We start from the raw sequence: 26,766 nt of genomic DNA on the forward strand, positions 1-26,766 counted from the left end.
TGTGGGGCTTCCAGCGATTTTATCAGTCCGCTAAATTCAGTCTGCTAGATTCAGGGCGCTAGATTCAGGGCGCTAGATTCAGGGCGCTAGATTCAGGGCGCTAGATTGCCCCTGATCCGACGACGCGAGACAGCAGGGTGAACACGCCGAAGCCAATGAGCAGCACCCCACTCGCAGGCGTAATCCAGCCTGACCAGCGGCGCAGTTCCAGAATTTTTTTGAGAGAGGCAGTAAACGTGCCCGCCAGGATCAGCGGTGCAACGTAGCCCAGCGTGTAGGACAGCAGCAGCAGACTGCCCAGTAGCGGATCGCGGGTTGTCGAAACCCAGGCCAGCAGCGTCGCCAGCACCGGCGTGCTGCACGGCGAGGCCACCAGCCCAAAGGTCAGCCCCAGCAGGTAGGAGCGCACGCTTTCGGGCCAGTCTTTGGAAATCCACTCCATGCCCGTGAAAGAGGGCAACCGCAGCGGCAGGGCTTCCAGCAGGTTCAGGCCCATGAGAATGGCGATCAGGCTGACAATAATCGGCAGCCCGATGCCGACCTGGCCGTAGATGCGGCCGGCGATCGCCGCCAAAATTCCCAGCGCCGCCAGCGTCGTCGCCAGCCCCAGCGCAAACCAGGTCGATTGGGCCGCAGCCTGCCAGCGGCTCTTGGCTTCGTAGCCGCCGATATAGCCGATGGTAATGGGCAGCATGGACAACATACAGGGCGTAAGGCTGGTCAACAGGCCGGCGACAAAAATAATGCCCACGCTGGCGGGCGAGAGGTGGGTCAGTTGTCCCGACACCAGCACATCTGCTGCGTGCTGGAGTTGATAGAGCGAGGTTTTCAGAGTCTCAAGCATGGCAGCAGGCAGGGTTGCGACGCATGATAGGCAGGACAGAGCCATTTATTTCTTCCCCTCAATTGTAGAGTGTGCCCGGAAACGCCACAGATTCTCAGAGTATTGGTATGGTAAAGCTGGATTTGGCGGGTCTAAGTGCCGACCCTTACGCCAACTCCTGCACCGACTCCTGTACCGACTCCTGCACCGATCTGCGGGGCGTAAATCTGGACTTCTAGAACCTGACGCTCCCGGAAGATTACGGAATTTTCACAGGCGCTTAATCAAAACATCGATCCAGTTCCGAAAAATCCGATCCATCCTGGTAAGCAAGTGTAAAGGATTGCAACTACCATGCCCGGACTCGATTCTTTAACCTGGCACGATGTTGAAAACGGGATGCGGCAACTCGCTATCCCAATGGCCCTGATGCTCGCTGCGACCCTGGCGATTGGGCTACGGCTGATGCCCCCGTCTGCCCGCCGCGTTGCCCGAAATGTCATCCTGTTTCTGGTCTGCTTTGGGCTGGTGGTGGTTTCCCCAACTGGGGTGGCTGCGCTAGAGCGGGGTATGGCGGTTTTTGCCGCTCCAGACACAGGGGAATCGGTGGATGCCATTGTGGTGCTGGGGCGCGGGCGGCGGCTCAACCCGTCGCGGGTGGCCACGGTGGCTGAACTGTGGAATGCGGGGCGATCGCCCCAGATTTTTGCTAGCGGCGCGAGTGATGCGCCCCTGATTGTAGAGTCGCTGCGGGCGGCAGGCATTCCGGCTGAGGCGCTGGGCGGCGAAGAATGCTCTCGCACAACGGAGGAGAACGCCTGGTTTTCTCGCGCTACCCTGTTTCCCCAAGGCGTGCGGCGGATTTTGTTGGTCACCGATTATCCGCATCTCTGGCGATCGCAGATGACTTATGAAAGCGTCGGTTTTTCCGTTATCACCCACCCCAGCCCCCTGCGCGACACGCTCTCTCGCAAGCGCCGCCTCTCGCTCATGACCCGTGAATCGCTAGCCCTCATTGCCTACCGCCTGAAGGGCAGGCTGGGCGATCGCACTACTTTTGACACGCCTGCTTATGTAGAAAAGCGGCTAAGCAAGCAGCAGTGTTTGGTTGGTAGAGCAGCGGGGCAGGCTTAATCGGCGCGATTAGGGATTATTCATCACCCTTCTACTGCTCGTTACTCTTCTACTGGTAACCCCAGCCGCCGCTTCAGCCTAAACCAGCGATCGCGCAATTGCCAGAATTTGCTGGTTTCCATTGCGGCGATGCGGCCACGGGCGCGGCCGAGTTCTGCCTCAAGGTGCTGGATTGCTTCGGGCTGGCTGGCTTGCCGTTTGCGATCGCGCAATTCTTGTAGGCTGAGGAGGGTTTGTCCGGGTGCAAACTCCTGCTTCCAAAACATCAGACGGAGGCGGCGCATCGCATCGCGCCAGGCGGGTTTGCCGCTGTAGCTGGCGTTGTCTTGGGTGTCGCTGCGCCAATAGACCTCGGCCGTGGCCTCGTAGCTAAAGCAAAACTCGGCCCGCTGGCAGAGCATCAGCACCAGGCAAAAGTCTTCGCCCAGATCCAGCAGCGGGTCGCGGTCGAGAATGTCTTGAAGCAACTGACGGCGAACGACGTAGGAATTGGGCGGCATGAAGTTTCTTAGCTCCAGCAAATCTTGCAGCCGAAAGGGTTGAAAGTAGGGCAGGGTAATGGTGTCCATTTGGTGCAATGTTTCAGGGCTGCCGGATTCTAGAACCTTGAGCGTGCCGGAGTAGGCAACCCCAATATTGGACTGCTGTTCGAGGATCTTTACCAGAGTTTGCAGATGGTTGGGATGGATCGCGTCGTCGTCGTCCAGGATGGCAAAGTAGGGCGCATCGACGGCACGGAGGCCCGTCCAGAGGGTGGTGCTGCGGCAGGGAGCAGGGCTGGCAAGGCGGCGAAACTGGAGGCGATCGCCATAGTGCCCCAAAAACGCCTCATCCAGCCCCAGCACAGGCTGATATTCCACCAAAATCACGCCGATATTTGGATAGGTCTGGGCAGCGAGGCTGTCGAGGGCGCGACGAATATAGGACAGAGGACGGCCCCCCACCCGCACAATGACCTGCACCTGGGCAGGCGGTTGGGCACTCATGGGCGCAGGCACAAAGCCTTTGAAGCCTTTGTCTGTCAGCAGGGCCTCGTGGTGTGGCAGCAAATCGAGCAAATGCTTTTCTAGCGTGTAGTGCTGGATAAAAATTTCGTGAGCGGCGGCGGCCAAGGCTTCGGCCTGCTGGGGGTGCTGGGCGATCCAAGCCATGTGCTGCGAAATTTGCTCGACCTGTTCTGCGGGGTCGGCATCGGCATCGATATACAGCACCGTGTCGCCAAAGGCTTCGCGGATAAAAGCGTGGTCGCTGCAAATGGCGACGGCTCCGGCAGCGGCGATCTCAAAGATCCGCATGGAGGGCATTTCGGCCTGGCGGTGTTCTTCCCGGTGCAAACATAGCCCCACCCCCGCGCTGTGAATCGCCTCAAACACGCTGTTGCCGTCGTAGGGCAGTGCGCCGCGATGGGTCTGGTTCAGATAGGTCCAGCCGTCGGGGTTGCCGTATACGTCCATGTAGGGCTGCTGGTCTAGCCCTTCAAAGAGTTGCTTGAAGCGGGGCCCGTCCCAGTTTGACCCCAGATAGACCAGGCGCGGCTGGCTCAGGTCGGGCGGGCGATAGGCCGTTTTGGGGGCACTGGTGTAGAAGGGCGATTTGAAATAGCGCTTGGGGGTGTGGCAGAGCAGGTGATGCAGCCAGCGATCGACGACGCGGGAGCCTATCAGGTAGCCGTCGTAGGACAGGGTGTTGGTAATCAGTCGATCGGTGCCTTCAAAAAATTCGGGCGGACTCCACATGCAGAGATAGGTAGGCACGGGCGCAACCTTGGGGGTCCAGTGGTGCAGCACGATGACGCAATCGGGCTGGGCGGCACGAATTTCCGCTCCGGTTTGCACTTCGACTGCCTGCCAGCCAATGTTTTCTGCAGCCAGCACCAGCCGCCGAGACATTTCGACTTCGGCAATGTAGGGCTTGTCGAAAAAGGGATTTTGGATGGCAAGTTTCATGAGGGCGATCGCAGACAGCAGGCAAAAACCGAGCGCAGGGGACGCAACGCGCTAGAGTTTATCTTAGGGCATCCCGCTAACCCCCTGCTTGACTGACAAAACTAAGAAGCTGGAATACGGCTGAGGACAGTGAATTCACGCTTTAGGGAGTCATCGTGTTGTCGCCTTGATGCGATGGCAGGTTGAGGGTCAGGTGAACAGGAGAGGAACTGATAAACGTGAATCTTCCACTGGTGAGTGATAGCCAGCCGAATCCAATTCCAGCCCAGCTTGAGATAACTCATGCCGCGCTTCCAGTGAGCATCGACTTGGCGACGCTTGCCGGATGCGACCACTTGCACCCCTTGGAGAACTAAGAACAGCATCGTCAAGGCGATTACCCCACACAACTGGGAAAGGGCAACCTTGTCTCTGAGTCTGGAGGCTTCGAGATTAAACCCGTTGGACTTCAAATCCAAAAACGACTCCTCCACCTGAAATCTCAGTCGATATTGGGCAAACGTCTGCAAGTTCGTCGGCTCATCACTCACAATTGTCCAATTCTCGCTGCTGAGTTTGTCGTGGGCAAAGGCAAGGTAAACATTGTCGTAGGGCTTTGTTCTACCCACCGACACTGCAGGCGTAAAGTAAGCTTGTCCTGGTTGCAATTGAACCGACGATACCTGGCGCCACTGCCCTTGGTGCTGAAATTGGAAGGAGCGTTTGATGCGGATGCGGAAATGCCAACCCAGATTCTCCCGGAGGTATTTCATCAACTTGCCATCGGCAAACCCTCGGTCTGCCAAATGGACAATCGCGACACCTTCGGGCATCAGCCGTTGCGCTTGCCGCAGTACCCGTTGAATCGTCCACAACCTGACGGTGCTGCTTGATTGCGCCACCACTTTCCAAGCGACCGGAACCGTTCTTCCTCGGTACACCACTGCGACCCAGACGATGCAGAAACAATTCCATACGACCGTTGTATCGAGGCTTAAGTAGAGTCGTTGGGTCTGCCAGTTGGACAGAGCCTGCCCAATCAGCGCATGATGAGCGGACGCGACATTGATCCGCCGATTCGACAACCAGCGGCGAAACCGGCGTTGGTGGGATTGAGCCATTTGAGCGCGACTCCTCACATACACCCCAAATCCATTGAGATGAACGTTTTGGCTTCCAATCATGCCAATGATCATCCAGCACAGTGTTTGCAGATGGCGAGCATCCTGCCACTGAATGTCGCATTGACGCAGAAAATCATTCAACGCATCATAAAGACGGGAAGTCGGTGACATTGATTTGACTGGTTTGTGTGGTTACTTCTCAGCCTAAATCATGCTCTGCTTCCCGCATGGCTTTCGTTCCAGCTTTAACCTGTTTTGTCAGTCAAGCAGGGCGATCGCCACATCATCTTCCGCATCCAGCACAAAGTCTCGCAACTCCTGCCTTAAGGACTCGGCTTTTGCTTCTGCTTCAGATTTAGAAGATTTAGATTGCTGAAGGAATTCGCTCATTAGTAGGTCGGTTGACATAGCTCAAGAAGAAGGGTGAAAACTATCGATATACCTAAAAAAAATATCTGTTCCAAAATATCTACTGCTGAAAAAGAGCAGCTTGTATTAGCCTGTCTCAGTGGCGCTGCCAATGAAATAGGTAAAGGCACTTAATATAATTGACGGGCAATAAAATCAAAATCTCAACACTCAAAATCGACGGCTATAAAAGTGGTGTCTAAAAACCAATTTCAGAAAATGACGTAGGGCAACCATCCTGACTGCCTGACACATCTCTGGAAACCCCTGATTTCTCGTAGGGGACGCTGGCCCAAAAGCTCCTCTGACCAAGCCCTCCGGCTCCAACTCAGGAGCTATGGGCTTCGATCCCAAGACAACGAATTTTCTGGGCTTTCGGGACTTGTGTCAGGCAACCAGATATTTCTCTATTAACAACAAGGCGGCGGGCTATCAAGAAGTGAAGGAATTGTCCTGGAATGGGTTCATCCAAAAATATCTGAGTCAGGCAGAAAAACGAGCTTGCTTCGGCCCAATTCGCTCGCTCGAAGCGATGCCTTCTATTCCCGAAGGAATAGAAGATTTTTCGGTAATTCTGCATCTACGAGATCCGCGAGACGTGCTGGTTTCTTCGTTCTTTTCCAATGCCTTTAGTCACCCGGTTAATCCGGTGATTTTCAATCCAGATGAAGCAGCCCGACGGGAATGGATTGAGCGGGGTATTGATGCGTTTGTAATCGAGCGATCGCCCGTTGTGATCGATCGCTATAACTGCCTGATTGCCAACCTGCTGGGACGAGAAAGTGTCCTCTTTTTGAAGTATGAGGATATGGTACTCAACTATCAGGAATGGCTAGCAAAGTTCCTATCAGTTTTTATTGCACCAGAGCCAAATATCCCAACTGAAACACAGCCCAAAGGACTGCTGGCGCTGCTAGAAAAGCTGCCGCTGGTTCAACGAGAAGGGCGATCGCCCAGCCCCACTTTCTCTGCACTCTATCAGGAGCTTTTTGAAGCCCACAAAGCTGATTTCCAGGTAGAAGATGAAGACGTTTATCGCCACAAGCGACAGGTGCTTCCCGGAGATCACACGCGCAAGCTGCAACCGGAAACGATTGCGGTTCTAAACGAGAAATTCGCAGAGGTTCTCAACGCCTTGAGATACGAACCAGTTGCGAATTCACAAATCCGTTAGGAGCGCCGTATCAGCTACGAACTTAGGACTGACGCAGTGGGACAATTTCTCGCGGGCTGCGCCTGAGAGAAATTGTCCAAAACCCAGAAAACCGATCGCAGTGCATCAGCCCTGGAACTATTCCAACTCTACCGACACAGGCGGGGCTGCAGAATCGGCGGGCTGGGCCGGGCTGCTGGAGTCGCGCATGAGTTGGGCGATCGCCCCGATGAGTTGACTCAGCTTGCCTTCGTCCAGCAGCGTGTTAATCAGCGACAGCCCGCTGGTAGACAGCAAGAGTTGGCTCACGTCGGGGCTTTTGCCGTTGCCGTTGCTGCCTGCGCCAGGGAAGGCGTAGATGCGGGCATCGCCCAAAACACCCGGCTGCGGAGCCAGCGCTTTGACAATTTCTGGCAGCTTTTCGGAGAGTTCTGGCCAGAGCGTGACCAGCGTTTGCGCCGTCAGGTTGGGCGTGCTGATCAGGTTGCGGGCGGTGAGTTCTGCTTGCAAGCCTTCGGCTTCGGCCAGCAGCTTGTCGCGCTGGGCGGCGGCCAGGGTGCGGATGGATTCGGCCTCTAGCTCTGCCGCCTGACGAGCGATTTCTGCCTGACGACGACGGCGGAACACGTCGATTTCCACCACGTTTTGTTCTGAAATGCGCTTTTCTTGGGCGGCGCGTTCAGCCGCGATGACGGCCAACTGGCGCTGCCGTTCGGCGACTTCCAGTTCGGTTGCAGTGGTTACGCCTGCTTCGGCACGGGCCCGCTCTGCGTCGGCCTCTAGGCTTTCCTTGCGCTTGGTGGCAATGGCGATCGCCGCATCCTCCTGGGCAATCCGCGCCAGCCGCTCGGACTCTGCCACCTGCACCTGCGCCTCCAGCCGCTGCGATTCCACCGTTTTTTGGCGGGTGATTTCTGCCAGGGCTGCCTCCTGCTGCTGCAACGCCTGAGCCACTTTCAGCTTTTTCTGCTGTTCCTCCAGAGCAATGTCCGCCTGGATTTGGCTCTGCTGCACGCCCAACTGCTTGCGGATTTGCTCCTCTTCCACCGTTTTTTCCTGGAGGATCTTGGCCCGCTGGGTGGCAGCCAGTTCTTTCACCTTGGCTTCTTCAATTTCTCGCTCCCGCTGTGCCTTCAGGCTTTCTACCTGCAACTGCTGCTCCAGCCGAGCAGTTTCTTTTTCTTGCAAAATTTGGAGCGATCGCTTCTCAGCATCCAGTTCTTTTTGCTCGATGGCGACCTGCGTAGCCAGTTCCACTTCCCGCTTTTGCTGAATGGATTTTTGAATCGTCTCCGTCCGCAGCCGCACGCCCTGCGCGTCAAAGAAGTTGTTGGTGTCGTAAGTGTCGCTTTCCTGAATTTCTGATACGGCAATGTTGTTCAGCGTTAGCCCAACTTTCGCCAGGTCGGGCTGCATCAGGTTTAACACTTCCTGGGCAAAGCCCAGCTTGTCGGAGTCGATTTCTGCCAGACTCTTTGTTTTTGCAGCGGCCCGAATCGCGTCATCTGCCCGCTTTTCCAGCGCGTTTTTGATGTCCTCTGGCGTAATCTTGTTGCCCTGAGATAGCCGCGCAGCAGCCGTTAGCACGTCCTCCTCAGAGGCCGTGATGCAGACATAGAAAGTAGCCCGCATGTCGGCACGCAGGTAATCTTTCGTGCGAACGGCAAGTTTACCAGCCCGCTCCACATCGATGGAGATTTCGCGCAAGGGTACGCGAGTCAGTTCATGAAAGCCGGGAAGAACGACACAGCCCCCATTCAAAATCACGGTTTTGCGCTTAAAAAAGACCCCGCCCGTTCGCACAAATGCCTCGTTGTTGGGCGTGATTTTGTAAACACGGGTGTACGCAAAAACTGCCACCAGGAGCAACAGAACCAGACTGCCGATTAACGCTGGGAATACGAGCAGTCCGCTTACGGGAAACTGGGCCAGCCTAGTGGGAACAAGCGCAGTGTCGAGCGGGGCGATCGCCACAATTTCGGAATACTCAGCATCACGCGCCTGAAACTCGTCCAGTTCATAAACCGGAACCGTGGGCAAAGACTGAATGAACGTTAGCCAGAACAGCATTGGAATATCCCTAAGATGAATTAAAGTAGCTCAACGAGAATCTTTGAGAGTATGAGAACCGTTCAGCCAGCGATCCTGGTCAGGACTGTCCTTTGCAATGACCAGATAGCCCGCCCCCGATCGCTCGATCACCAGCACTGCGTCTCCCCGCCGGGGCAACACGCTGGCCCAGTCTGGCAGCATAGCGTTCACCGTTACCCGATTGCGGGCTGCATCCAGCACGTCTACCTGGCCGATGCGCCCTTCTGCCACGCTGGGAATGTGTCCCGTGCTGACAATCCCCAGACAACCCACGAGGCGATCGCCACTGGCATCTTCTCCAAACGAGGCAAAAATTCGCCCCAGCGGCCGCGCAATCTGTCCACCTAGCACCAGCGCCAGCCCAAACGACCCCAGCAGTACAGAGCCACTTGCCAAACTCCCCAGCAGCGTTTCCAGGGTTCCCCCCAGAAACACATTGCCCATCCAGCCCAGCAGCCCCCATAGGCTGAAGTCTGTCGCCAGCAACAGCATTAGCGGCGCACGACCCAACCCAAACCACCGCAGCACGTCTAGCGGACTGAATTCGCTGCCAGAATCTACATCAGTATCCAGGTCGAGCGGCGCAGCAACCTCGAAGTCTACGTCCAACTCTGCGTCCAGATCCACATCCAGATCGGCATCCAAGTCCAGATCAGCGTCTAAATCTGCATCATCGCCGCCGCCAGAAAAAATGACTACCAGAAACAGCGCCACTCCAATTCCAAGCAGCACCCAATAAGGTAAGTTAGCAGCGGCAAAGACAGGCATGATGACGGCAGACTGAAGAAGGGGCTGAAACCTGCTGCGATCGCCCCGTCGTGCTGGCTTAGCAGCAGGGGGCAAATGTGCCAGCGAAAAAATCGTCTACTCAGAATCCACTACAGCAAAGTCAGGCAGCATTCCCGAAACCGGAGTTCTATGCGCCCATCCTAGCGGCCCTAGAATAGAAGTACGGCAAACGTGACTGTTTCTTAACGTCTAAAGGCTATGAAACTAAAGCGCATTGGGCATGTGGCGATCCGCGTCGAGGATTTGGATCGAGCGGCGCAGTTCTATCAGAACTTGGGCATGGATCTGGTTTGGAAAGACCCAGACTGGGCATATCTGAAAGCGGGGGACGACGGGCTGGCGCTGCTGAGTGCCGCCTACGAGCAGGCGGAGCCCCACTTTGGCTTTGTGTTTGGCGATCGCGCTGAGGTGGATGCTGCCTATGAGCAACTTAAAGCCGAAGGGGTTCACGTCACGCCCGTCCACGAACACCGCGACGGCACGGCTTCGTTCTATGGCCGCGACCCCGACGGCAACTGGTTTGAGTACCTTTACGAGCCAGTCGCTGTGCCTGCCTAGTGGTTTGTCAACTTTCGTTTTGTCAACTTTAGTTTTAGGGTCAGCCCCCCAGTTTGTAGTGAGCGCTTTGGCGCTAAAGCACTCGCTACAAGCCGCAGTTTCTGCGGATTCTGAAATGTTTACGCTGCATTGGTCTGGCGACATAGGCGAGCAGGTGCGCGCAATAGCTTACGGAGTAAGCGCAGAGGTTGGCTGACTGCGCGTCCATCCCTGTCGATTTTCCCCAGAGCCTGTCGCCATGACAAAAACAAAAAGTAAAGATTTGACGGTTTTGATCATTTCGCTGCTGGTTACCGTTGGCTCGATCGGTCTGCTGTCTGCCTGGATTTTTCCTCGCCTTCAGCCAGGACGAATGTCGCCTACGGTTGTGGGCACGCCCTCCCCAACCGTAGGTGAGACGCCGCCAGACCTAAGCAGCCTGCCAGACCGAATCAGCCTTGGCAATCGGCAGTTAATCACGTCAGTCACTACGCCTGCCAAGCGGGAGGGCATTGCCGCGTTTGACGCGCAAGACTACGACAAGGCTGTGGAGTGGTTTGAGCTGTCGCTGAAGGCACTGCCCAACGACCCGGAGACGCTGATTTATCTGAACAATGCGCGGCTGTCGCGGCAGCAGACCCCTTACAAAATTGCCACCAGCGTTCCCATTGGCAAAAATCTCAACGTGGCGCAGGAGATTTTGCGGGGCGTGGCCCAGTCACAGGATGAGGTCAACCGCAACGGCGGCATCAACGGTGCGGGGCTAGAAGTCACCATCATCAACGACGACAACGACCCAGCGATCACACGAGAAATGGCGAAGCTGCTGGTGGAAAACGAGAGCCTGCTGGCAATAGTGGGACATAACACCTCGGATGCGTCGATGGCCGCAGCGCCGATCTATCAGCAGCATGGGCTGGTGATGATTTCCCCCACGACCTTTGATGCCGATGTCGCGAAGGTGGGCGACTATATTTTTCGCGCAGTCCCCACGGCGCAGTCGATGGTATTGCCGCTGGTGGAATACATTATGGCGCGATCGCCCCGTCCTGCCAGAATCCTTGTCTGCTACGATTCCCAAGCGCCCGACAACAACCGGTTTAGAAATGCGTTTATCGATGCGCTGACCGGGCGGGGCGGCGAGATTGTGAAACTACTGAATGAGCAGGGTGAGGATCTGTGTGATTTTGGCTCCCAGAGCTTTGATGCAGCGAGGGCGATCGCCCAGGCCGAGGAGCAGTCTGCCACAGGACTGTACCTCGGCCCCAGCATTAACTATCTCGATCCGGCAATTGAGGTCGCCCGTGCCAACGCCGGAAAGCTGCCGCTCTACAGCAGCCCGTCGCTCTATACCCAAAAGATTCTGCAAGACGGTCAGGCTGCCGTAGAAGGCCTGATCTTGCCCACGCCCTGGAGTCCCGATGCCTATCCCCGTTTTGCCCGCAGCGCCCAGCAGCTTTGGGGCGCAACGGTAAACTGGCGCACGGCGACGGCCTATGACGCAACCCAGGCTGCTATTGCGGGACTGCGCCGAGAGGCGACCCGTAGCGGTTTACAAAAAGCATTGCAAGCGCCAGATTTCGCGACCACGGGTGCAGAAGACGAAATGGTGCGGTTTCTCGACACGGGCGATCGCCGCCTCACGCCCGTCCTGGTGCAAGTTCAACGAATCGAGTCAGGCAGCTACCGATTCAGAGCCATTGATTAATTCAGAGCCATTGATTAGCGGCCAGCAAAGGTTGGACGATCCATTTCATTGAGCGCCAAAGTTACTATTGGATTACGCCCAGGCAGGCAAGAAGCAGCCTCACCCAGTTTTCCATTACGCTAAAGCCAGGACTTACGCACCTGAAATCGTTTCCTGGATTTTGAATGATTTCTCGTGGGCTGCGCCCGCAAGAAGTCGTCCAACTGCGTAAGCCCTATTTATAACTCCTGGAAATCAAGCGCAACGATCCGCAAAAGTGGGAACGCATCGTAGATTGGCTCAGCGTTTTGTTTGCAGGCGGCACTGAAGCCGTCAAAGCGTTCTATCCGCTGGCAGGTATCCCAATTGAAGTGGCTCGAAAGCTGTACGAGATTTACACCAAAAATCGTAAACCACTGCCAGAGGGATAGATTGCGCTGTCATTGATGCAGCGAAGTTGGTTTGGTTGGTTGCATAGAGGGCGATCGCCCCTTTTCGGTCACTCTGTCTGCATCCTGCCGATGGCGCTGGGTTTCCGCATTGAACACAATCACAAACTGCGCCTGGGGCAATAGCCGCCGCACGGCTTGCAAATAGCCCTCGGCATCAGCACGTTTGCAGAAGGCGGCCACCGTGATCCGCTGCATTTTGGGCAGCAGGCGCACGACAAGCCACCGATTCAAAGAGTCTCGGTAAGGCATAATGGTTCTGTTCCGTTGAGTGTGGATGATTCCGCAGCAAGGGAAGCTAAGCCAGTGCAGAAAGGTTGGTCGCCGGGATGCACTGGCTTATTGCGCTGCTGAAACTGTTCTCATCCTACATATTCGGGTTGGTTAAGTCAAATTGGTAAATTTGGTTTGAGAGATTTGGATGGAAAGCTTTGGAAAAAGGCTGAAACAATATCGTGAGGCAGCGTCTTTAACTCAGCGTGAACTAGCAGCCAGATTAGATGTGACAATCACTACTGTGCAAAACTGGGAAGCAGATCGCTACCTTCCCAGGCTGACCCCTCAGCAAACGCAGCTACTTTGCCAAACTTTGGGCATCAGTCTAGATGATCTGGCAGGCGAAAGTTAGGCGTATATATTGTCCAGGATGTTGTCCAATCGACTGTGATCAACTGGGAGAGCGATCGCTACAAACCGAAGCTTTACGCGACCCAGATGAAAGCAGGCTGCGACCTGACTGCCTGACACAAGTGGTTGAAAGAGTTGAGACCTCGTCAACAGAGGGAAAAGGTGAGCTGACATGAGACGCTGAAATTTGCGTCATCTCAGGGTCTGTATCATGCCAGCCACCACCTGCCTCTATGATCAAGTGCTGTCGTTATTGCGTCAATCCAGTAATGCCCGCGACCTGCGCCACCTCAAAGCGCTGGCGTGGATGGTGACGGCCCTGGTGTGCAGCGGTCGGTTGAGCCTGCCGCAGTGGGAAGCCTATGTGCCCAGTCGGGCCCGTCAGGCGCAAAGCACCGAACGCCGGTGGCAGCGCTTCCTAGGCAATCGCCGGGTGCGGGTCAAAAGTCTGTACGTGCCGCTGGTGCTAGCCGCCATCCATCGCTGGCAAGGTCGGCGGCTTTACCTGGCGCTCGATACGACGGTGTTGTGGAATCGCTACTGCAGGATTCACCTGACGGTTACCTGTTGCGGACGAGCGGTGCCGCTGCTGTGGCGGGTTTTGGAGCATCCCAGTGCCACCGTCAGCACGAAGCGATACCTCCCCATGCTGCGGTTAGCCCATCGGCTGTTGCAGTCGTACCCCGATGTGATGGTGTTAGCCGACCGCGGGTTTGCTAACCATGACCTGCTGGAGTGGCTAAGCCAAAGTCGCTGGCACTATTGTTTACGCTTGCCCAGTGACGTAGTGGTGCAGGGTCCGCGCCGTCATCCTGTTAACTTTAGTTTGGACTAATGGTGAAGAGGAAGGCAGTCAATGAGAAGCACCGACTGCCGTAAGGTCAATGAAGTACAACCAACATTGACCCCATGATTTTCAACGAACTTCAGCAATTTCGCCAAACGTTGTATGCCAGCTTGGGAAACGCCAGAGATGCCCTGTTTGATCTGATGGATGCCGTGTTAGTGAGTGCGTGCATCGTGTCGTTTGTGAGGCTATCGCAGAGTCCTGTCTTTCGTCGCCAGTGGTCGAGCCCCTATGAAGCGTTGCGCGATAGCCGCCTACCCCGATCAAAGGTGCTGAAGCTGTTGGTGCAGCAGATACCGACTCAGCAGCAACCGTTGTTGGCAGGTGATGCGAGTCGGTGGAACCGTCCTGCTGCCAGGCGTTTGAAAGACCGCACCTTATCAGGCAGAACAGGACATGCCCCGATAGCCGGACAAAACTACAGTACCTTAGCCTGGATTGCTGAAGACAGGGGCAGTTGGGCATTACCATTGCGGCATGAGCGCATCACCAGCTTTGAAACACCCGCCAGTAAAGCGGCATTCCAACTCAAACAAGTGACTCGGCAGTTAGCGGTGCGTCCGTTGGCGATCTACGACCGAGGGTACGGCAATGCCAGTTTTGTCAACCAAACGGCAGGGATTGAGGCAGACTTGCTGCTGCGGGTTACATCCAATCGATGTGTCTATGGCGCGCCCCCAGCGTATCGAGGGCGAGGCGCACCTGCCAAGCATGGACATAAGATGAAACTCAATGACCCTGACACTTGGAGTGTCCCGGTCGAAACCGTTGAAGTCGATGATCCCAACTGGGGACGAGTGCGGGTCAGTCGTTGGAGTGCATACCATTTCCGCAAATCCCCCAAACGGGCAATGGAAGTGTTGCGCGTGGAGGTGCTGGAGACACAGAGCAGCACGCGACGCTTGGCTCCTTTGTGGTTAGTTTGGCTGGGTGAGCAGATGCCTCCGTTAGAAACCCTGTGGTTGCACTACCTCCGTCGCTTTGCCATTGAACACTGGTATCGCTTTGCCAAGCAGAGGCTATATTGGACACATCCCCAGTTCAGTTCTGTATCGGCAACCGAACAGTGGAGCAGCCTGATGCCGTTGCTCAGTTGGCAGTTGTGGTTAGCGCGAAAGGACTGTACTGACCACCCCTTGCCCTGGCAGGCACCGCAAGAAACGTTGACTCCGGGTCGGGTCGCACAAGCGTTTGCAGGCATTTTGGCAGCGATCGCCCGCCTGCCGCGCCGCCTGACTGGTGAGGAACTGGTTCACCGTGTTGCGCCAGGTGGAGTCGGTGGCAGGCAGCAGCATTCCGTAGGGGTCGCAAGACAGCGGCTCTGGCGGCAGCAGCGTGTAGCCTGCCCTAGCCAAGGAACTGCTGGTTTGCAGTGCTTCGCCCAGCAGCAGCACGCCGTCGCCCGCAAACAGATCAATCGCGCCACTCCGCAGCGCCTGGAACCCTGCTGTACGAGCCGTATCGCCGCGCAACGTCACAATTTGCGCCGCTGGATAGCGCTGCCGAATCACCTGCTCGGTCACCGTGTCGCGCAGAACCCCGATCCTGGCTCCGGTCAGCGTACCCAGCGCGTTGAACTGTTCGGCGGTGTCGGCCGCGGCCAAAAGCTGTACCCCCGTCAGGAAAAAGGGTGCAGAAAACAGCACTCCCTCAATATCGGATCGCAGCGTGTTGGGCCCACACTCGATTTGTACAGTGCCTGCTTGCACCAGGCTAAAGCGGTTCGACACCTCGGCGGCGATGAGGTCGAGGCGGATCGGGCGGCCCAGTTGCGCCTGGAGTTGCTGGGTGAGGCCGTTGAGTAAATCGACGCAATAGCCCGACAGGTTCCCTGCGGCGTTGACCGTGCCGAAGGGCGGCGAGCCAGGTTGTACGGCGGCCCGCAGCACGCCCGATTCGGCGATCGCCCCCAGCACCGACCCGGGGCGATCGCCCGGTAAGCGGGTCGTCACCTCTGGCACAAAGGGAATCGGCGGCGGCCCGCCAAAGGCTTGTTCCAGTTGCTCCTGGGAGAGCGATCGCACCAGTCGCAAGTCCAGCGGCTCCTCGCTGATCGACTCGGCATAGGCGGCGCTCAGAAACATCTCATAGGCGGGCTGATTGTTCAAATGCCGCTGCAAGAAGGCCAGGCTCATCTCGCGCACATACTCCTGCCCCAGGCGCGGCGACGGCCCAGAGAGCAGCAGGCTCACGGTGTCTAGCGTCGCCCCAGAGGAGGGCGTGTTGTCGGCAAAGGTGTGGCTACTGGGAACCATGATGGCCAGATACTTTGCAGGCGTATTGAGCCAGAGAAAGGGATGAATCTGCTGCTGCACCGCTGAGGCGATGAAATCATTGCTGCCGCTCATCATCATCACGGGCACCTGGATTTGCCCCAGCCCTTCGGGCCCAAAGACGGGATGGGTCAGCGGACTGACGGCGATCGCCGCCTGGACTCGCGGGTCGCGCAGCATGTAGGTATAGGGCGGCAGGCGGCTGGCCGCACATTGCAGCACGAGCGACACATCCAGTCGCGCCTGCGGACGGGCACATTCCTGCTGAAACAGGTCGCCCGTGTTCAAGCTTGCACCCGCCAACGCCAGCGCCGTGTAGCCGCCAAAGGAATGCCCCAGCACGGCGACTCGCTGCAAGTCCATACGTCCAGCCAGCCCTGGGTCGGTGTCTGCCATCTCGCCCAGGGTATCCAGCACATAGCTGACATCCAGCGGGCGATCGACAAATTCCACGGGTGTCACGGGGCTGGTCAGCACACCTGCCAGGGCGCTGGTGCGGCGGCTCTCGTCGCTGCCGATATGCTGCGGCAGAATAGCGACAAAGCCGTGGGACGCGAAGTGGTCGCCCAGGTAGGCAAAGGCTTCGGGCGTAGACCCCAGCCCGTGGGAAATGACGACGACGGGCGCGGGCTGGGGCAACCCGTCGGGCAGCCGCAGCAGTACGCGAAACGGACGAGGGATGCGATCGCCCAAGAGGGTGCGGCGATCGCGGCTAAACTCCAGCGTGCGCGAAATGACGCGGTAGGGGCCCAACTCCCCCGGATCGGGCAATCCGGTGATTGCGGGCAGGGGCGACGCAGCCGCCTCTTTTTCTGCTGCTTCGTTAATTGCCCGCACCACGGCATCTCGATAGTCGATCTGGGTGGAAAACTGCTGCCGCAGTTCAAGCAACTGCTGGGCACTCAGGCGGATACTGTAGGACGGATATTGCCGCAGCCAGCCGATGATAGACAGTCCCTCCGGCTCACTCGCCGCCAAAATCGCCGCTGCCCGAATCGCGGAAAAACCGTTTTGTCGCGTGTCGGTTCGCACGACTGCCCCCAGTCGCCGCAGGGTTTCCTCGCCCAAAGAGGAATAGAGCAACTGGGAAATCACCACCGGATTGACCTCAAACCGCCGCTGGAGAAACTGGCGCAGTTCCGCCATACCCGTTTCGCCCAAAAACCGCGAATAGAGCTTCAGCCCGCCCCGCACCTCGCCCGTGGTAGCGTAGGTTTCCAGGTCGTCCACCGCCAGGGAAATTTCAAAATTACCCAGGTTGACGATGACGCGCTCGGCGCTGTGGGCGGGGCGGGCAAACCAGGTCGATAGGCCCAGCGTCAGCCCGCAGGCCAGGGGCAATAGCTTGGTCTGGAGAAGGTTTCGGGGTCGCCATCTCCGCTGCCCCATGCTGAACTGTGCCGCCTGCCCCAGACTGGTGTGGTGTGCCATAGCCCTGCTGCTAAACCCTTGAGAAGCTGAGATGCCGCTGAAATGCTGCTGGTGAGATTCCGCACGATTCATCCGCACGCTGCCGAGAGCGTTTTCGTAGAATTTTTTGCGAAATTCTGTGCAATCCAGAGCGTATCACACCCGGTTTCCTGCCTTTCCCTGCAAAGAAGAATGCAAAGAAAAATCGCCCGCCGCAAACCCCAGAGATTTACAAAACCTAACCAAGCGTTCGGAATAGATACAGAGAAAGGGGAACCACAAACGTTATGCTATGTCCTGAACGCTGCAAAAAGCCTCAGAACAGGGTGTTTTAGACGAGTTGTGGCTTGACCAGACGGCTCCTTTCTGGATTCTGGTTTACCCCACGCTAGACAAGGTTCACAACCTGTCTACCTCGCACCCCGGCGGCGATCGCCTGTAAGACCCAGCCACCTTCAACCGTGTTGCAAAGGAGAGTAGGATGATCCGTTTTAATTGGCGTAAGGCACTGGCTGCTTTATTGCTATCTGTTCTGCTGTTGTCTGGCGCTACGGCCTGTAGCAAAGTAGACAACTCGCCCTATGCCCAAGCGCAAAAAGAGTCTACCCAGCGCGGAGCCAGAGCCGTTGCCAAAGATGCCGAACAAGGCAGCAGCTTTAACAAGTTCTTCCCAAGTTCTGGTCAGGGCTATACCGTTGTCTTTTCTCAAGAGAAAAAAGGGTTTTCAGAAGCCAAGCTGAAGAAAGACGCAAAGGATATGGCGCTGCTGTCGATTTCTGACACCATTAGCCTGCCGACTGCCGCCAAAAAGTATGACAGCGCCACCGAAAAGTTGGCGGGCTATCCCGTCCTGGAAATTGGCAACACCCAGACTGGCATCCTCGTGGCAGATCGCTATCAGGTCAAGGCCCTCAGCCGCGATCCAGAATTCACCAAAGAAAATCGCCGCGCCTGGATTCAAAAATTTGACCTGATTGGCCTATCCAAGCTGAAGTAATGGAGCGCTGACCATGAGTAAACCGATTTATGAAATCGTGGATGATCTGCCCACTACCGGGTTGACCGTCCGCGCCCTCAAATCTCTAGACTTTGTGGTGCCGGGTCACTGGGAAAACCTGGTCGGCTTTGATAACACGATCAAAGCAGTGACAATGGAAACCGATCCCGCTATGATTCAGGCGATTGGCGAACGGGCTGTCCAGCTTTATAACGACAAGTCGCAGGGCTATCAAAAGGCGCTGTGGCTTTACAACACGGTGGACAGTGCCTCCAGTGCGCTGGGGGCGGCGGCGCTGGCGAATCGCGTTGGGCAGGATATTTCCTTTTTGGGACTGCTCAAGCACCTCGCGCCCAAGCCAGAACAGGCACAGAGCGTTGACCTGGCCGTGAAGCTGGTGACGGAGGTGGTCGCCTTTTGCCAGATCAACGGCATTCCGGGCGACAGCCTAGGCGACTTTTTGGCGGCGCTGGGTGACTATGGTGGCGAGGCGCTGCTGCGGATGGCGGCGCTGGTGTCGTTTGATGGGTTAGTGCCCTTGGGGCCCAACTTTATCCAGAAGGTGGGAACCTATCTCAACGGACTCTCACCGAAGGATTTGGAGCAAAACCAGACCTTTAAGGGTGTGAATGAACTGATTCCGGGTGGAAGCTCAGAAGAGAAACTAAATTTTATTGGCCAGAGCTTTGAGTCGGTGAAGGGCTGGATGGGTAATTTGGTGACTCAAAACGGCCTGACCCAGGAAGGGATTGTGGATCGGCTGGTGCAGGTGGCGGATGTGTCGAAGGATAAGCTCGACTATCTGGGCGCGTTTTTGGATATTGCGGTGAAATACTATTCCCACACGGGCACGCAAACGCTGGCTCGTCGCCTGATTGAGCGGGCCGTGGCGGAGGTTTAGTGGCGGAGATTTAACCAGAAAGGTTTGGGGCGGCGGGCGATCGCCCTCTATCTCTGAATGCCCTCTATCTCCCACATACAGAAACCCATCGGCGCTGTTTCGAGTTTGCTCGCAGCAGCGCTTTTTTATGCTCAGTGCCTTTAATCTTTTCAGCAGTCTTTTCAGCGTCTCTTTTCCCTTTCAAAGATTGCGGGGGCTTGCCAAGCCAACAGCCTTGGGGGATAATCCCCCAAACCCTTTTGCAGGGGACGAAGCGTCCCCCACACCCCCTCCTAAGGGTGTTCTGGTCGTGCTGAGGGATCGCTTCGTATTGCAGGGGCGGCAGGGGGCGATCGCGCATTTCGCCCCATCTCCACCGGCCCATCGCTTCTATCCTTTGTCAACCCCTCTCTTTGGTTCCATCCATCCCTTCCCTCCTGCTAGCCTAAAGACTTGTCGATTTTCCATTTGTGGTGTGAGTAAAGGGCTAAGAGATTGGTTTGCAGGCCGCCCTTGGGCGATGCTGCTCTTGTGGATGGCGCTGGCGGCGTTGGTGCGGTTTGCGTATTTGAGCAGCAAGCCGCCTTGGACGGATGAGTTTTCGACGCTGGTGTTTAGCCTGGGGCACAGTTTTCGCACGGTGCCGCTGGATCAGGTGATTTCGTCAGAGGATCTGCTGTCGCCGCTGCGCCCGGAGCCAGAGGGCACGCCGCAGGACGTGGTGCGCTATCTCATGAGCGAGAGTACGCACCCGCCGGTGTATTTTTTGCTGTCGCATTTCTGGCTGAAGCTGTTTCCGGCGCTGCCGCAGGGGATTGTCAGTGTGTGGGCGGGGCGATCGCTCTCGGTGGTGTTTGCCATCCTCACGGTTCCTGCCATCTACGGGCTGGGTTGGCTGGCAGGGCGATCGCGCTTAGCGGCAAATCTATCTGCCATTCTGTATGCGGTGTCGCCCTATGCAGTATTTCTGGCGCAGGATGCCCGCCACTACACGCTGGCACTGCTGCTGATTACGCTGTCTTTCTGCTGTCTGGTGGTTGCTGTCCGCAAGATGCAGGCAAGACAGCCGATTCCGCTCTGGCTGTGTGCTGGGTGGGTGGCGGTGAATGCGCTGGGTGTAGCGGTTCACTACTTTGTCATGCTGAGTTTGCTGAGCGAGGCGATCGCCCTCCTCTTTTTCTGGCGCTTCCAGGCTCCTGCCCACCGCCACGCTCACCCCAGCTCATCCTTTCTCAATCCCCAACTCCTTGCGGTTGCCTTCCTTTCTCTTGCGGCCTGCCTCGTCTGGCTGCCCGAACTGGCTAGCTCGCAAACCAGCCCCCTCACCGAGTGGATCTTTTACGACCGCAGCGACCTGTTAATGTGGCTAAACCCTATTTTTCAGTTCCTTGCGGCCTGGGTCGTGATGGTAATCTTGCTGCCGCTGGAGGCAGACTTTTTGCCGCTGGCGGCCGTAGCGGCCGTGGTTATGATTGCTTTTCTCCTATGGGTTGTGCCGCTGCTGGTTCGCAGTTTCAAAATGCTGCTCGCCGATCCCCAAACGCGCTGGGCGGTGGTGCTACTGGGTGGGCTGGTGCTGGGCGGCATCGCCGTGATGACGCTGATTACCTACGGACTGGGGCGCGACGTGACGCGGGGCGCACGTTATAACTTCATCTACTTTCCGGCAGCGCTGGCGCTGCTGGGCGCGGCATTGGCGACGCTGTGGAACCGGGGCGGCCTGGCCGATGAGGCAACAACACCGCCTCCCTGGACTTCGCGCCGCTGGTATGCCCCCCGCCACCAGTTTCCTAAAACAGGGAAAACAGCGGTTTTGGGCATCCTATTTCTGGGTTTTCTCAGCGCCCTCTCGGTGGCAGTGAACCTGGGCTATGAAAAGTATTACCGACCCGAGCAACTGGCGGCCCAGATGCGGCAATATACCGAAGCCCCCATCCTCGTCGCCACCGACCACCAAACCCATGTGCAAACGGGCGAAATGATGGGCCTTGCCCGCGAGTTCTTGCTTGCGCCCGATGCCAGCCCCTACACGCTGCCCCGGTTTATCCTGGCGCACGGCGAAAAGAACTCGTTAACCCCCGCTGCCACGCTGAACCAGGCGCTAAGCCAAGTGCCGCGCCCGTTCGACCTGTGGCTCGTCAACTGGCACGCTTCTGAAAACGTGAACCAGCCGGACTGCGCCGCGCAGGAGATTCGCAAAATCTGGATCAATGGCTATAGCTACGACCTGTATCGCTGTCGCTGAGCGCGATGGCGGAATGGCATGATGGCGTTTTGGTGGGGTGTATCCATCCCCCTCCCCTGCTCCCCAATTCAACCCCGCCACGCGGCCCGCGCTATGGCAAAATCAGACAGGAAGCCGATTCCTGTTGTTGCTCTTGCAGAACCATGATTCAACTGCCCAAGCGTTCCTTCACCCGCTGGCTAAAGGCCGGAGCCGTTTCTCTGCTCATGACGCTGCTGCTGGTGGGATGGGGAGCCGCCCATAGCAACTTAGCGGCGATCGCCCTCCCCCAGGGCAACGCCATCACCGACGGCCGCGCCATTTTGCGCTACGCCCTGCCGATTAGCAACAAGCCCGTGCGCCAGTTGCAAACGCTGCTCGAAGACTTGTCTACGCCCCTCCGCATCAGCCGCACCAGCCTCAACGCCATCAACCCCAAGCTGTCGCAGATGGAGCGAATTCTAAACACGAAGCAAAAGGAACTGCTGGCTAGCGTGCCAGCCGATCGCCAAGCGGCGGCTGGGCTGCTGATTACCCAGCTAGAAATGGGCATCAACGCCATGCGGAGTGCCGTTGAAGAAAACAACAAAGCTGCCCTGTGGGAAAAGCGCTCTGAACTGCTCGACATGGTGGGGCAGCTCGAAGAACTCATGGTCGCCCAGTTCCCCTACGAAGTGCCGGAAGAATACAGCAACCTGCCCCAGCTCAAGGGACGCGCCACCATCAGCATCAAAACCGACAAGGGCGATATGGTGGCCGTGGTGGATGGCTACAATGCTCCGGTTACAGCAGGCAACTTTGTCGATCTCGTTCAGCGTGGTTTCTATGACGGGCTAAAGTTCACCCGCGCTGAAGACTTCTATGTGCTGCAAATTGGCGATCCGCCAGGTCCCGAAGACGGCTTCATCGACCCCAAAACCAAGCAAGAGCGCAAGATTCCCCTGGAAGTGATGGTGCAGGGCGACAAAGCCCCCACCTACGGCATTACGCTGGAGGACGCGGGGCGCTATCTGGATCAGCCTGTGCTGCCCTTTTCTGCCTTTGGTGCCCTCGGCATGGCCCACCCCGACAGCGACCCCAACGGCGGCTCCTCTCAGTTCTTTTTCTTCCTATTTGAACCCGAACTCACCCCTGCTGGGCTAAACCTGCTAGACGGCCGCTACTCCATCTTCGGCTACGTCGTCGAAGGCAAAGAAGTGCTGGAAAAACTGAAGGCAGGTGACGCGATCCAGTCGATGAAAGTGATTTCGGGCTTAGAGAATTTGGTAGAACCATAATCCCCCAGCCCGCCGGGCCAAAACCTCCCCTTGCGCCGCCTCGCCCACCTCCCCATTCCGCTCCGCATCGGCAGTCTGCTGTTGGTGCTGTTGGGCCTATGGCTGCCCTACGTTGCGCTGGTCTACGCCCTTGTAGACGACGCAAATACCGTCAGCATTTTGGTAATGCCCGTGCTGTTTGGGTTGTTTTTTGGGCTGCTGTGGGCGTGGGGGCGCTGGGTCTATGGGCGGCGGGGCGGGTTCGCGCACTATGGTCTAGTGGGGACGCGGGCAATGGGTCGAGAACTGCTGCAAGGGCTGGGCATGGGTTTTTGCAGCCTCCTGTTTTTATTTGTCCTCATGAACGGGTTGGGCTGGGCAACCTGGCGATCGCCCGCCGTTCCCATTCCGCGCCTTTTGCTGGAGGGGCTGGGGGTGGGTCTAGGCTATGGGCTGGCGGAGGAAACCGTCTTTCGCGGCTGGCTGCTGGATGAACTGGAGCGCGACTATGCCCCCCGTACAGCGCTTTGGGTCAACGCACTGACCTTTGCCGTGTTGCACTTTATCCGCCCGCTAAATGAGGTGGTGGCTACCGCGCCCCAGTTTTTTGGGCTGGTGTTGCTGGGGCTGCTGCTGGTGTGGGCGAAGCGGCAGACCGGGCGACTGGGCCTGTCGATTGGGCTACACGGCGGCATGGTCTGGGGCTATTATCTGGTGAATGTCGGCGCGTTGATTCGCTACACCGGGCAAGCACCCGAATGGATGACGGGCATTAACCAAAATCCTCTGGCCGGCGTACTGGGGTTTCTCTGTCTGGGCGGGCTGGCGCTCAGCGTGCGATCGCGCGTTTTCCATCAATCTTCTAATCAATCTTCTAAATAATCCTCCCCGCTACCGCATCTCCTCATCGCCCCACCCACCCGATACAATAGATGAAACCCCAGGGACACCCTTACCCCCGCCCAGACATGCCAGAAAGCTATAGCGATCGCCCCATCTCCAGCCGATCCAGCCGACCAAGCCAGTCTAGCCGCATCGAGTCTTCCTATAGCTTGCCGCCTGCGGTGCAACGAGTGGCGCTAGCGTTTCGGCGCACGGGCTGGATTAGCTTTTGGGCGCAGCTTGTGCCGGGGGTAATCTCGGCTGGGTCGCTAATTTTTGCAAGTTTCGGACTGGCTGCTGCAACCACAACCCCCGGCGTGCCCTCGCCCACCTCGACCGAAACGGGTACGGGTGCATTTTTCTCGATGCTGGGGCTGATTGCTCTGGCCGCCAGCGTCTTCTGGGCCTTTCGCTATGCCCGACTGGGTCGCCGCCTCCAGACTGCCGATACGCGGGTGCGCCCCAAGCGCGGCGAGGCATTTCAGCTTTTGCGCGTGGGGCTGATGATCAATCTGGCAGGAATGCTGCTCACGTTTCTGGGCGCACAGGCCATCATCGGGTCGCTGGTGATCAAGGCATCGGCCCAGGGGTTTGCTATTTTTTCGGGCAGCGCCGCCCGTTTTGTGAATCCGCTGGATATGCTGCTGGTGCTGGCGACGACCAACATCAACATGGCGCACTTTATCGGCATCGTCGCCTCGCTCTGGCTGCTGCGCGTGATGAGCCGCAGCTAGAAGCGTTTGGTGTCGAGCCTTGGTGTTAAGCCGATGACTTGGCAGGGTTTGGGCGATCGCCCAAATTCCAGACTCCCGTCATCGCCCAAGCTGAGCTAAGCAAACCCCACTGCACAAACATCACCAGCTAAAATCGAGCGGCATGGGCAGCGGCCAGGGCTTGCCCTTGTAGAACAGCAGTTGATACACATGTAGACTGCCGTAGCGAAACGAGGCCTCAAAGGATTGCAGGTAGAGATACCACATCCGCAGAAATTTCTCGTCGTAGGTGTCGCCCAGGGCGGCGATAGTGTCTCGGTTGCAGACGAGGTTTTCGGCCCAGCGCTTCATCGTTTCGGCATAGTGGGGCTTGAGGTTTTCACAATGGGCAACCGCAAGCTTGGCAGCCCATAGCTCCTGGGTCAGCTCATGCAGTTGGGGCGCATAGCCGCCAGGAAAGATATACTTGTCCACCCAGGCTCCGTTGCGCTCGTTGCTCTGGGTAACGATGGTGTGCAGCAGCCCAGCACCCCCCGGCTTCAGCAGCGCGTTAGCCTGCTGCATAAAGGTGGCAAAGCTGCCCTTGCCGACATGCTCAAACATACCAATGCTGACGAACTTGTCGAATTGTCCGTGAAACTCCCGATAGTCGGCAATTTTAATCGTGAGGCGATCGCCCAATCCGCGCTGCTCGATTCGCTCCTGCGCCAGTTTCGCCTGCTCCACGCTGAGGGTAATGCCCGTTCCCGACACGCCGTAGCGCTCCGCCGCGTAGATCAACATGCCACCCCAGCCGCAACCGATATCCACCAGAGCTTCGCCAGATTTTAACCCCAGCTTTTTGCAAATCAGCTCATATTTTTGCAACTGCATGGTTTCCAACGAGTCGCTCTCGTGGCGGCGATAGCCACAGGAATAGGTGAGCGTCGGATCGAGAAACTGCTGATAAAAGTCGTTGCCCAGGTCGTAGTGATGCTGCACGTTTTTGCGGCTGTTTTGAATCAACACGGGCACGGTTTTCAAGCGCTGGGTTAGCACCTTGAACAGCAGCGGCAGCGTCACCTTGCGGCTGGCTTTGGAATAGACATTGTTGCGATAAAACAGCCCAATGAGTTCTACCAGGTTGTGGTTCGCTTCATCCCACCAGCCATCCATGTAGGCTTCGCAAAAGCCCAGCGTGCCAAAAGATAGGACGCGATCGTAAGTGCCGGGATGGTGGATGATCAGCCGCAGCGGCTCTGACGCGCCCACCCGTCCAAAGCGAAACTCCTGCCCCGCTGGGTTGACCACCGTAAAGTCGGCAGCATCGATCAAGCTAAAAAGCTGGTAGAGATAGCGCTCTCCGCTGGGCAGCTTGCTCCAGTCGGCGATCGCCCCTGTCGCGTCTGAACGAGTCGCTGCATCTGGCTGCGAGGTCTGCCGTTCGACCGAAGAAACGGGTTTTGTCATACAAATACCTGCAAGAAACAGTTTTGTGAGAATTTGTGAGAGTTTGTGAGAGTTTGTGAGAATTTGCGAAAAAATTACCGACTAGGACGTTCGCAGGGGAGGCATAAAACGCCGATACCCCTAGCCCCCTTCTTCCAGGGGAGAATGCTAGAAGCTCCCTTATTAAGGGGGTTTGGGGGATCTCGCTGCGTCAGTTCTGTTCTATTGATTCGCTTTAAAGGCGGGCATGGTTTTCACCTGCGTCGCCAGCCCCACCGCTTGCAGGGCGCGAATCACCAGCCAGGCCACGTCAATCTCCCACCAGCGCTGCCCAAACTGAGCCGAGGCCTGGAACGCATGGTGGTTATTGTGCCAGCCTTCGCCAAAGGTGAGCAGCGCCACCCACCAGCAGTTTGTCGCGCGATCGCCCGTCTGATACGTCCGATAGCCCACCATGTGGCAGGCGCTGTTGACAAAGAAGGTGCTGTGGAAGCCCACAAACAGTCGCACAAAAATCCCCCACACCAGGAACGGCATCCCGCCCAGCACGTAGAGCAGCACCGCCAACGCCACCTGCATCCAGATGTAGTTGCGATGGCAAAAGCGATAAACCGGGTCTTTGGCAATATCCTTAGTGTAGCGGGCAAGCTGAGACTGGCTCGGCACTTGATGCATCAGCCAGCCGATGTGGCACCACCAAAAGCCCAGGCTAGAGTCATGGGGGTCGCCGGCCTCGTCCGAGTGCAGGTGGTGCATCCGGTGATAGCCGACCCAGCCCTTGACTGCGCCCTGACCCGCCAGCGTACCGCAGATAATCAAAAAGTACTCTAGCCATTGCGGCACCTTCAGGCTGCGATGGGTGGCGAGCCGATGGAAGCCGAGAGAAATGCCCAGCCCAATGGTGACAAAGTGCAAGAAGACCGCCAGCGCTACGGCCGACCAGCTAAAAAAGGCCGGCACAAAAGCTAGCAAAGCAGCCAGATGCAAAAACAGAGTGAAGCTAATCACGTCCCAGCGGAGACGCGGCACATTGAAATGGGCATCGGTCATGCAGAATAAACTCCTGGCTTGCGCCGGTAGGAAAAATGTAGAGAAATCAGGTGTGGAGA

General features: G+C 57.2%; 22 protein-coding genes and 1 pseudogene. 13 read left to right on the forward strand and 10 right to left on the reverse strand.

Annotation, left to right across the window (positions count from 1 at the left end; genetic code table 11):
• Positions 1 to 100 precede the first annotated feature (100 nt).
• Positions 101 to 844 (reverse strand): cytochrome c biogenesis protein CcdA, encoded by a 744-nt coding sequence (locus JTM80_RS04185; RefSeq protein ID WP_172356942.1) that lies wholly within the window; start codon positions 842 to 844, stop codon positions 101 to 103.
• Positions 845 to 1,177: 333 nt separating this feature from the next.
• Here JTM80_RS04185 and JTM80_RS04190 point away from each other — a divergent pair, with 333 nt between their 5' ends.
• Complete coding sequence (locus JTM80_RS04190) at positions 1,178 to 1,957, forward strand: YdcF family protein (RefSeq protein ID WP_172356945.1); 780 nt, start codon at positions 1,178 to 1,180, stop codon at positions 1,955 to 1,957.
• 41 nt (positions 1,958 to 1,998) lie between these two features.
• Here JTM80_RS04190 and JTM80_RS04195 read toward each other — a convergent pair whose 3' ends face one another.
• The 3 genes from JTM80_RS04195 to JTM80_RS04205 all read right to left on the reverse strand — a co-directional run bounded on the left by JTM80_RS04195 (position 1,999) and on the right by JTM80_RS04205 (position 5,414).
• Entirely contained in the window at positions 1,999 to 3,903 is a 1,905-nt protein-coding gene (locus JTM80_RS04195) for a glycosyltransferase (RefSeq protein WP_205370666.1), read from the reverse strand.
• Positions 3,904 to 4,004: 101 nt separating this feature from the next.
• Positions 4,005 to 5,177, reverse strand: a complete 1,173-nt coding sequence (locus tag JTM80_RS04200) for a transposase (RefSeq protein ID WP_205370669.1) — start codon at positions 5,175 to 5,177, stop codon at positions 4,005 to 4,007.
• An 87-nt stretch (positions 5,178 to 5,264) separates the two neighbouring features.
• The gene (locus tag JTM80_RS04205) at positions 5,265 to 5,414 is read right to left on the reverse strand and encodes a hypothetical protein (protein WP_172356260.1); all 150 of its coding nucleotides are present in this window, start codon (positions 5,412 to 5,414) and stop codon (positions 5,265 to 5,267) included.
• Positions 5,415 to 5,751: 337 nt separating this feature from the next.
• On the opposite strand from JTM80_RS04205, the gene JTM80_RS04210 reads away from it, so the two are divergent.
• Complete coding sequence (locus JTM80_RS04210; protein ID WP_205370671.1) at positions 5,752 to 6,588, forward strand: hypothetical protein; 837 nt, start codon at positions 5,752 to 5,754, stop codon at positions 6,586 to 6,588.
• Between the two features lie 117 nt (positions 6,589 to 6,705).
• Here JTM80_RS04210 and JTM80_RS04215 read toward each other — a convergent pair whose 3' ends face one another.
• Together JTM80_RS04215 and JTM80_RS04220 are read right to left on the reverse strand one after the other, a co-directional pair.
• Positions 6,706 to 8,637 carry a flotillin domain-containing protein gene (locus JTM80_RS04215; protein ID WP_172356954.1) on the reverse strand — a complete coding sequence of 644 codons (1,932 nt, stop codon included), beginning with the start codon at positions 8,635 to 8,637 and terminating at the stop codon, positions 6,706 to 6,708.
• 30 nt (positions 8,638 to 8,667) lie between these two features.
• Positions 8,668 to 9,501, reverse strand: coding sequence for an OB-fold-containig protein (locus tag JTM80_RS04220; protein WP_225906756.1), 834 nt, complete (start codon positions 9,499 to 9,501; stop codon positions 8,668 to 8,670).
• Between the two features lie 144 nt (positions 9,502 to 9,645).
• On the opposite strand from JTM80_RS04220, the gene JTM80_RS04225 reads away from it, so the two are divergent.
• Positions 9,646 to 10,005, forward strand: coding sequence for a VOC family protein (locus tag JTM80_RS04225; RefSeq protein ID WP_172356957.1), 360 nt, complete (start codon positions 9,646 to 9,648; stop codon positions 10,003 to 10,005).
• A 238-nt stretch (positions 10,006 to 10,243) separates the two neighbouring features.
• Positions 10,244 to 11,692, forward strand: a complete 1,449-nt coding sequence (locus JTM80_RS04230) for an ABC transporter substrate-binding protein (RefSeq protein WP_172356959.1) — start codon at positions 10,244 to 10,246, stop codon at positions 11,690 to 11,692.
• 419 nt (positions 11,693 to 12,111) lie between these two features.
• Here the strand turns inward: JTM80_RS04230 and JTM80_RS04235 are convergent, their stop codons facing one another.
• Entirely contained in the window at positions 12,112 to 12,372 is a 261-nt protein-coding gene (locus JTM80_RS04235) for a hypothetical protein (protein ID WP_172353194.1), read from the reverse strand.
• Positions 12,373 to 12,541: 169 nt separating this feature from the next.
• Between JTM80_RS04235 and JTM80_RS23425 the strand changes: the two genes are divergently transcribed.
• The 3 genes and pseudogenes from JTM80_RS23425 to JTM80_RS23320 all read left to right on the forward strand — a co-directional run.
• Positions 12,542 to 12,748 (forward strand): helix-turn-helix transcriptional regulator, encoded by a 207-nt coding sequence (locus JTM80_RS23425; protein ID WP_172356962.1) that lies wholly within the window; start codon positions 12,542 to 12,544, stop codon positions 12,746 to 12,748.
• A 210-nt stretch (positions 12,749 to 12,958) separates the two neighbouring features.
• Complete coding sequence (locus JTM80_RS04245; RefSeq protein WP_205370673.1) at positions 12,959 to 13,582, forward strand: transposase; 624 nt, start codon at positions 12,959 to 12,961, stop codon at positions 13,580 to 13,582.
• Between the two features lie 74 nt (positions 13,583 to 13,656).
• Positions 13,657 to 14,754 (forward strand): annotated as a pseudogene (locus tag JTM80_RS23320) (transposase); the annotation flags it as partial.
• On the opposite strand, the gene JTM80_RS04250 reads toward JTM80_RS23320, so the two are convergent.
• Positions 14,701 to 17,370 (reverse strand): alpha/beta fold hydrolase, encoded by a 2,670-nt coding sequence (locus tag JTM80_RS04250; protein WP_205370674.1) that lies wholly within the window; start codon positions 17,368 to 17,370, stop codon positions 14,701 to 14,703. The pseudogene JTM80_RS23320 and the gene JTM80_RS04250 overlap by 54 nt on opposite strands.
• Positions 17,371 to 17,758: 388 nt before the next feature.
• Here JTM80_RS04250 and JTM80_RS04255 point away from each other — a divergent pair, with 388 nt between their 5' ends.
• The 6 genes from JTM80_RS04255 to JTM80_RS04280 all read left to right on the forward strand — a co-directional run bounded on the left by JTM80_RS04255 (position 17,759) and on the right by JTM80_RS04280 (position 24,250).
• Positions 17,759 to 18,274, forward strand: coding sequence for a hypothetical protein (locus JTM80_RS04255; RefSeq protein ID WP_172356966.1), 516 nt, complete (start codon positions 17,759 to 17,761; stop codon positions 18,272 to 18,274).
• A gap of 13 nt (positions 18,275 to 18,287) precedes the next feature.
• Complete coding sequence (locus JTM80_RS04260) at positions 18,288 to 19,175, forward strand: hypothetical protein (protein WP_172356968.1); 888 nt, start codon at positions 18,288 to 18,290, stop codon at positions 19,173 to 19,175.
• Between the two features lie 499 nt (positions 19,176 to 19,674).
• Positions 19,675 to 21,399: a glycosyltransferase family 39 protein gene (locus JTM80_RS04265; protein ID WP_172356970.1), complete on the forward strand. Its 1,725-nt coding sequence runs from the start codon at positions 19,675 to 19,677 to the stop codon at positions 21,397 to 21,399.
• Between the two features lie 143 nt (positions 21,400 to 21,542).
• Entirely contained in the window at positions 21,543 to 22,655 is a 1,113-nt protein-coding gene (locus JTM80_RS04270) for a peptidylprolyl isomerase (protein WP_172356972.1), read from the forward strand.
• 30 nt (positions 22,656 to 22,685) lie between these two features.
• Complete coding sequence (locus JTM80_RS04275; RefSeq protein ID WP_172356974.1) at positions 22,686 to 23,516, forward strand: type II CAAX endopeptidase family protein; 831 nt, start codon at positions 22,686 to 22,688, stop codon at positions 23,514 to 23,516.
• Between the two features lie 86 nt (positions 23,517 to 23,602).
• Positions 23,603 to 24,250: a DUF3611 family protein gene (locus tag JTM80_RS04280; protein ID WP_172356976.1), complete on the forward strand. Its 648-nt coding sequence runs from the start codon at positions 23,603 to 23,605 to the stop codon at positions 24,248 to 24,250.
• Between the two features lie 120 nt (positions 24,251 to 24,370).
• On the opposite strand, the gene JTM80_RS04285 is transcribed toward JTM80_RS04280, so the two are convergent.
• Positions 24,371 to 25,678: a cyclopropane-fatty-acyl-phospholipid synthase family protein gene (locus JTM80_RS04285; RefSeq protein ID WP_172356978.1), complete on the reverse strand. Its 1,308-nt coding sequence runs from the start codon at positions 25,676 to 25,678 to the stop codon at positions 24,371 to 24,373.
• Positions 25,679 to 25,879: 201 nt separating this feature from the next.
• Entirely contained in the window at positions 25,880 to 26,707 is an 828-nt protein-coding gene (locus tag JTM80_RS04290) for a fatty acid desaturase (protein ID WP_172356980.1), read from the reverse strand.
• Positions 26,708 to 26,766: the final 59 nt, after the last annotated feature.

This window comes from Thermoleptolyngbya sp. PKUAC-SCTB121 (assembly GCF_016919485.1).
In the GTDB taxonomy this organism is placed as follows: Bacteria; Cyanobacteriota; Cyanobacteriia; order Elainellales; family Elainellaceae; genus Thermoleptolyngbya; species Thermoleptolyngbya sichuanensis.

Bases quoted from the DNA above. Each gene is read 5' to 3' on its own strand.
- JTM80_RS04210 (WP_205370671.1), top strand. From the start codon at position 5,752: ATGGGCTTCGATCCCAAGACAACGAATTTTCTGGGCTTTCGGGACTTG.
- JTM80_RS04195 (WP_205370666.1), bottom strand. From the start codon at position 3,903: ATGAAACTTGCCATCCAAAATCCCTTTTTCGACAAGCCCTACATTGCC.
- JTM80_RS04215 (WP_172356954.1), bottom strand. From the start codon at position 8,637: ATGCTGTTCTGGCTAACGTTCATTCAGTCTTTGCCCACGGTTCCGGTT.
- JTM80_RS04200 (WP_205370669.1), bottom strand. From the start codon at position 5,177: ATGTCACCGACTTCCCGTCTTTATGATGCGTTGAATGATTTTCTGCGT.
- JTM80_RS04255 (WP_172356966.1), top strand. From the start codon at position 17,759: ATGATCCGTTTTAATTGGCGTAAGGCACTGGCTGCTTTATTGCTATCT.
- JTM80_RS04280 (WP_172356976.1), top strand. From the start codon at position 23,603: ATGCCAGAAAGCTATAGCGATCGCCCCATCTCCAGCCGATCCAGCCGA.
- JTM80_RS04250 (WP_205370674.1), bottom strand. From the start codon at position 17,370: ATGAATCGTGCGGAATCTCACCAGCAGCATTTCAGCGGCATCTCAGCT.
- JTM80_RS04265 (WP_172356970.1), top strand. From the start codon at position 19,675: ATGCTGCTCTTGTGGATGGCGCTGGCGGCGTTGGTGCGGTTTGCGTAT.
- JTM80_RS04290 (WP_172356980.1), bottom strand. From the start codon at position 26,707: ATGACCGATGCCCATTTCAATGTGCCGCGTCTCCGCTGGGACGTGATT.
- JTM80_RS04225 (WP_172356957.1), top strand. From the start codon at position 9,646: ATGAAACTAAAGCGCATTGGGCATGTGGCGATCCGCGTCGAGGATTTG.
- JTM80_RS04260 (WP_172356968.1), top strand. From the start codon at position 18,288: ATGAGTAAACCGATTTATGAAATCGTGGATGATCTGCCCACTACCGGG.
- JTM80_RS04270 (WP_172356972.1), top strand. From the start codon at position 21,543: ATGATTCAACTGCCCAAGCGTTCCTTCACCCGCTGGCTAAAGGCCGGA.
- JTM80_RS23425 (WP_172356962.1), top strand. From the start codon at position 12,542: ATGGAAAGCTTTGGAAAAAGGCTGAAACAATATCGTGAGGCAGCGTCT.
- JTM80_RS04185 (WP_172356942.1), bottom strand. From the start codon at position 844: ATGCTTGAGACTCTGAAAACCTCGCTCTATCAACTCCAGCACGCAGCA.
- JTM80_RS04285 (WP_172356978.1), bottom strand. From the start codon at position 25,678: ATGACAAAACCCGTTTCTTCGGTCGAACGGCAGACCTCGCAGCCAGAT.
- JTM80_RS04245 (WP_205370673.1), top strand. From the start codon at position 12,959: ATGCCAGCCACCACCTGCCTCTATGATCAAGTGCTGTCGTTATTGCGT.
- JTM80_RS04230 (WP_172356959.1), top strand. From the start codon at position 10,244: ATGACAAAAACAAAAAGTAAAGATTTGACGGTTTTGATCATTTCGCTG.
- JTM80_RS04190 (WP_172356945.1), top strand. From the start codon at position 1,178: ATGCCCGGACTCGATTCTTTAACCTGGCACGATGTTGAAAACGGGATG.
- JTM80_RS04205 (WP_172356260.1), bottom strand. From the start codon at position 5,414: ATGTCAACCGACCTACTAATGAGCGAATTCCTTCAGCAATCTAAATCT.
- JTM80_RS04235 (WP_172353194.1), bottom strand. From the start codon at position 12,372: ATGCCTTACCGAGACTCTTTGAATCGGTGGCTTGTCGTGCGCCTGCTG.